The organism is Vibrio makurazakiensis (assembly GCF_050337375.1).
GTDB lineage: Bacteria > Pseudomonadota > Gammaproteobacteria > Enterobacterales > Vibrionaceae > Vibrio > Vibrio makurazakiensis.
This window is the reverse complement of the sequence record NZ_JAKJSW010000265.1, coordinates 1-5,094: the sequence shown is the minus strand read 5'-3', so window position 1 is coordinate 5,094 and position 5,094 is coordinate 1. Positions and strand designations below refer to the sequence as shown.

Genomic DNA, 5,094 nt, shown 5'->3' with positions numbered 1-5,094 from the left:
ATGCGATCACGATCCGCTACAGGTTCAGCTTGAATGGCTTCGTTTAAGGTATCCCAAAATGCCATGCCTCTTGGTTGCTTTGCATCTGCACCAATTTCTGGGAAATTCACGCCTTTTGAACTTAGCGGCTTACCCTTCAAATTGGTTATCTTAAGGTCATTCAGATCAGCCATTCGTTGATCATGAGTTTTAGCCATTAAGCGAACGCCAAAGAACACATAATTGGTATCAGATTCTAAAACCTTTGCACCTTCTGGCAAATTTTTAGGTGTTTCACTACCTTTCGCTTTTACGACATAAGTGCCAGGCTCGGTCATTTGCGAGATGCCGATTTGCCACATAGTATGAACAGCRCCACGCAGCTCATCTGTTGTAATTTCAATGACAACAGGCTCTTTTTCAACATTAAACCACGTGATTGCGTATGGTGTAGAGGTGTTGTAAGTCAAACCTCCTAATTTGGACTGGTGAGACTCAACGTAAGTAATTTGGCCATCTTCTGAACCCATTTTTTCATAGGCGGCTTTCCATGCGTAATTTGATACAAGCGGTACAGACCAAATATACGCCTGAGAAGCACGTTGGAAGTCCATTAGTTCAAAAAGTTTATTTGAACTATCTTGTGTTGGGATACCGTGTAAATAGCTWTTTTCAAAGTTGAACTCGCCAGCACGAGTATTAATTGTTTCTGTTGGGATATTGGCTTGCGCCAGTGTCGACATTGAAGCTATCGCGAATGTCGATAAAATCGCTTTAGATAAAATTTTCATGTGTTGCCCTCAAAAATCATTAAAACTGGTAGTTGAATTCGATGCGGTGGTCACCATCTTCAAAATCTGTGTTTTCTGTCCAGTTAGCAAAGTAACGAACATTAGCTACTGGGGTTACCTGGTAGCTGGCCGCAAACTCATGCGCAAGAACAGAGCTATCGCCTTCAAAACCAGAATCTTTGAAGGTTGAAGAGCCAGACATTGTGCCCAAGTACATTGGGTTGTAGTTCAGCCAAATCTTGTCGGTGAGTTGCATTTTCCCGTACATACCTGCCACATAAAATGTACCGTGCATGTTGTAGCGGTCGCGTAATTGGTCAGCACCTAAGTCTCCGCCCGTTGTATCGCCAAGCTCTTCACCCGCAGCAACGCCAACACCAGCAAGTGGATAGAAGTTGAACATACCCATCTGTGGGAGGGCCTGAATAAAGCTGTAAGAAGCAGAACCTTGATTGGTATCGAAATCCCATGACACATCAACCTGTGAGCCGCGTCCGTTCGTTAGATCCACACCAAAATTTCTAAAACGTACGGAGTCAATGCTGTCATCTGCTCCTCGGTTGTTCCACCCGATCGCTTCACCAGCAATACCCTTAATTTCAAGAACATTCATTCCCATGGTGGTGTCGCTGCCCGTGTCGTAGGTTTGGCCTAGTTTTAAGTTCAGGCCTTTATCCGTATAACCAAAACCGCCTTGGGTATACACAGCTAAAGGGTCAGACATGTCTTGAACTTCAGATTCTTCGGCAATGGCTGTGCCTGTAAATGAAAGAGCCACAATGGAGAGAATGGAACGACGTAATAGCATAGTTACCTCATAGAGTTATCTCATTACGTCCATGTAATGCGTGAAAGAGTAATAACTATACAAAGTGGACATACTTAAGAAAATTCATATAAACTTAAGAATTCGTTAAGCAAAACTTTATGGTTATGTTGTGAAGTTAAACAATGTTGATTTGAATCTGTTGAAAGTATTCGTCACTGTCTATCAAGAAAAAAGCCTACGCAAAGCGGGCGAAAATTTGTTTGTGACGACCCCTGCGGTAAGCCAAAGTATTAAAAAGCTCAAAGAGTCGTTAGGTGAAGAGTTGTTTGTTTTATCGAATAAGCAGTTCTTACCAACTCCTTTTTCGGATAACTTATTTGAAAAGGTTTTTCCTTTGCTTGAAGGAATAAGTATCGCGATCGAAGAAGAAAAACTGTTTAACCCATCGGCTTTAAGTGACGATTTTCACTTAGAAGTTAACCCACATATTTTACCCTGGTTAACCCCTAGCCTATTTGAGCAGATACAAACTAACAGCCCAAAATCAACCCTCATTAGCCATACAATCTCCCAACACTCATTAGAAAAGCTACAGCAAGGCAAGGTTGATTTTGTTATCCATTTTGACACCGATAACCTGCCCCCTGAGATTATAGCCATCCCTTTGATCACTTTGGACTTTGTATTAGCGGTTAGAAAAGAGCACCCACATACCCAAATTTCCGGAAATATAGATACACTACTAGGTTACCCTTTCGCTCACGTCGACCTTGCCTACTTTGAGCAGAACAGGAACTCTCGATTAGAAGAAGAAGTTATCAACCAAGGCAAAGCGATAAATATGGCGCTTAGAACGACCTCAATCGTAGGGTTGATTGAAACGGTCAAACAAACCAATGTTATTGCTCCATGCTTGCCACCCGTTATTGAACAATACAAAGATGACATTCGAGCAATTTCAGTTGAAGGGTTAGATGGTGTCGAACAAGTAGAGGTATTTGCTTACTTACATAAGAAGAACCAGCATTCAGTCAAATATAGATGGTTGCTGGATCTTATCGAAACATCGATACACCACTCTAGCAATTAGGCCTTAATTCCACCGATACTCTAGCGTTTGGGTGTATCAACAAGTTGTTTGATTCCAAATGTGTAAAATCAAAAAAGCGAGCCACTTAAGCTCGCTTTTTATTAACTAGTTTTTGTTGCTGTATGCTGGTCTACCATGAACGTTATTGCTTCATCGTTTAAGCAAGATTTACTGACGTATTGGCGCTGTTTACCTATATGAAGAATAAAGCCTAAGTCGGTTTGTTGAAGTTGGTCGATTTCACTCCATGTAATGCTACGGGTGCTTTTAGCGTTTTTATAACTCACACCGCTAGAGTCAACTTGAAATACCACTTTGCTACCTGAACTAGAACTGATTGTTTGTCGCCATAACCACCAGGTTCTCTTGCAGTAAACACTGAATGCCTCAATAACACTCAGAACAATAAAAAACCAACCAACGTAGCCATTCGGCAATAGCTCAAACTCTAACAGGACCACACCAAAAACAAGGAAAAGCATTCCTTTCAGATAGGCTTTAGGAAACTTAGCGGGAAGACTAGTTTGATCATAACACTCTGCAAAAAATGGCTTGTCGAGGGTGTATTCTGTGGTGAAATCGAAATCTTTGGACATAGGTGGTTACTTTAAGGTTTTCTGTGAATGAGTATTCTATGCTGCGATCTCGCAACGCGGGTATTGTATAGCCTCTCGGTACTTTTTCTTTAGCTATTTTGATCATCTTTTGTAAATCAATGATACCGATAGGTTCTACTCTCCCCATATCCACTTTGCTAATATTTAGATTCCATAACCAGTGGCATTTGGTGACACATATCATCAGAGGCTAAGCTAAGTCCCAGTTGGGTAATAGCTACCATACCAATACAAGCGCACCAAAAACCACACCAAACCTACTGAGTGTAGAGCGTCACCTAACCATATAATTAAGATCAATAATGGAAAGGATCAAGCATTCAATAACTCTTTCTCAAAGGTTAACGGAAACTTGGGATAATCGCCGGAATCCCTGGTAGAAGACCAACCAACGCCATCACACCACTTAGCACAATAAACATAATACCAGGCAACACCCAACGGCTCATTTTACTAAGTTCACTGCTACGTTCTTTACAACCCACTAAGCCTAAGTTATCTAACAGCATGGTGAGAGACCAGCCAAATGCTGGGTTAACTAGCGCTGAAGAAAATACAACAATCGCTGCCGATTGGGTGGTTTTCCCTTCACGAGTCATTTCCATTCCAGCTTCTAGCAATGGAATAAATACCCCAACAACTAGTGCAACACACAGTACAGGTTGCCATATAGCTAAATCCATTGGGTATCCCCAAACAGCGGCTATTATACAGAACAGAGCCGTCAGCAGAGCGCCGGCAGGGATAGGACGTTTAGCAATAGCCGCCGGTACAATATAAGTACCCCATGAAGACGTGAAATTCGCACCACCGAGCAGAGAGCCGCACGTTTGACGAATTGATGCCGTAGTCATGGTATCGTCAATGTTCATATGCACTTTTTCTGTACGTTCTGGATAGCTGATTTTTTGAAACACTTTATGCCCTAAAAAATCTGGCGACCACATAGCCACAGCTAGAATAGCAAAGGGCAATACCACCATGAAATGTTCAATCGAAGGTAAGCCTAACATCCAGCCTGTATCTTCCCCCCACCAATACATAGGGTTCATATTGGGTAAACCAGGCTCGGTTTGAAAAGAAAACGGGGCTCCCATGGCAAAAGCTAAAGTGCCACCCAGCAAGCAACTAAGAGGTACTGCTAGCCAGCGCTTACGAAAATGTTCCAATAAAGCATATAAAATAATGGTGCAAAAGATCACGACAAAAGAAATATGGCTCATACCTATTCCCTCAGCCCAAGCGAACAGTTTTTTAACTTGAGAAGCGGTTCCTACAAAACCAAGGTAGAGTAATAAACCGCCACACACACCTTTACTTGTGAGATTTGCCAACATGCTACCACCTTTACTGATGGCTAAAATTAAGCCAAAAGCACCAATCAGCAACCCAAAAGCCATCGGATGTCCGCCTGCGGCAACGACAATAGGAATTAAAGGGATTAATGGGCCGTGTGTACCAGCTAGGTTAGCGGTCGGCAATAAAAAACCGGAGAAAAGAATAATGAAAACAGACGCTATGAGTAATTCATAACGCACATTTTCTAAAATAAAGCCTTCATTTAGCCCTAGAGCCCCGGCGAAGGTTGCAGCAATAGCGCCCACCATAACAATCTTACCAATGGTAGCCGCCATAGCTGGGATGGTATCTTCGATCTCAAATCGATAATCTTTAAACGGCAGATTAGGACGCCATCGTTTAGGCGCCATGATTTGTAGTTCGTTCTCTAAATATTGCTCTCGGGAACCAAATTCCGATCTTGGTTTATGTTGTTGTTCATAAGTGAGTTCATCCTCATTGGCTTGAGGCTTATCTGTTCCTATATGTACGGACTCTAAAGTACTACTC

General features: G+C 42.2%; 5 protein-coding genes. 1 reads left to right on the top strand and 4 read right to left on the bottom strand.

From position 1 onward, the window contains the following. Both L4C33_RS19570 and L4C33_RS19565 read right to left on the bottom strand, forming a co-directional pair. A partial coding sequence (locus tag L4C33_RS19570) for a DUF1254 domain-containing protein (protein WP_428814076.1) occupies window positions 1-722 on the bottom strand: 722 nt, incomplete at its 3' end. A 67-nt stretch (window positions 723-789) separates the two neighbouring features. Further along, window positions 790-1,578, bottom strand: coding sequence for a hypothetical protein (locus L4C33_RS19565; protein ID WP_428814075.1), 789 nt, complete (start codon window positions 1,576-1,578; stop codon window positions 790-792). Between the two features lie 130 nt (window positions 1,579-1,708). On the opposite strand from L4C33_RS19565, the gene L4C33_RS19560 reads away from it, so the two are divergent. Continuing rightward, window positions 1,709-2,629 carry a LysR family transcriptional regulator gene (locus L4C33_RS19560; RefSeq protein WP_428814074.1) on the top strand — a complete coding sequence of 307 codons (921 nt, stop codon included), beginning with the start codon at window positions 1,709-1,711 and terminating at the stop codon, window positions 2,627-2,629. Window positions 2,630-2,730: 101 nt separating this feature from the next. Here the strand turns inward: L4C33_RS19560 and L4C33_RS19555 are convergent, their stop codons facing one another. Beyond that, entirely contained in the window at window positions 2,731-3,225 is a 495-nt protein-coding gene (locus L4C33_RS19555) for a YcxB family protein (RefSeq protein WP_428814073.1), read from the bottom strand. 362 nt (window positions 3,226-3,587) lie between these two features. Further along, window positions 3,588-5,094 (bottom strand): DUF3360 domain-containing protein (locus tag L4C33_RS19550; RefSeq protein ID WP_428814072.1); only part of this gene is annotated, 1,507 nt, incomplete at its 5' end.

Excerpts from the sequence above, each read along its gene's own strand:
- L4C33_RS19555 (WP_428814073.1), bottom strand. The coding sequence starts at position 3,225 with ATGTCCAAAGATTTCGATTTCACCACAGAATACACCCTCGACAAGCCA.
- L4C33_RS19565 (WP_428814075.1), bottom strand. The coding sequence starts at position 1,578 with ATGCTATTACGTCGTTCCATTCTCTCCATTGTGGCTCTTTCATTTACA.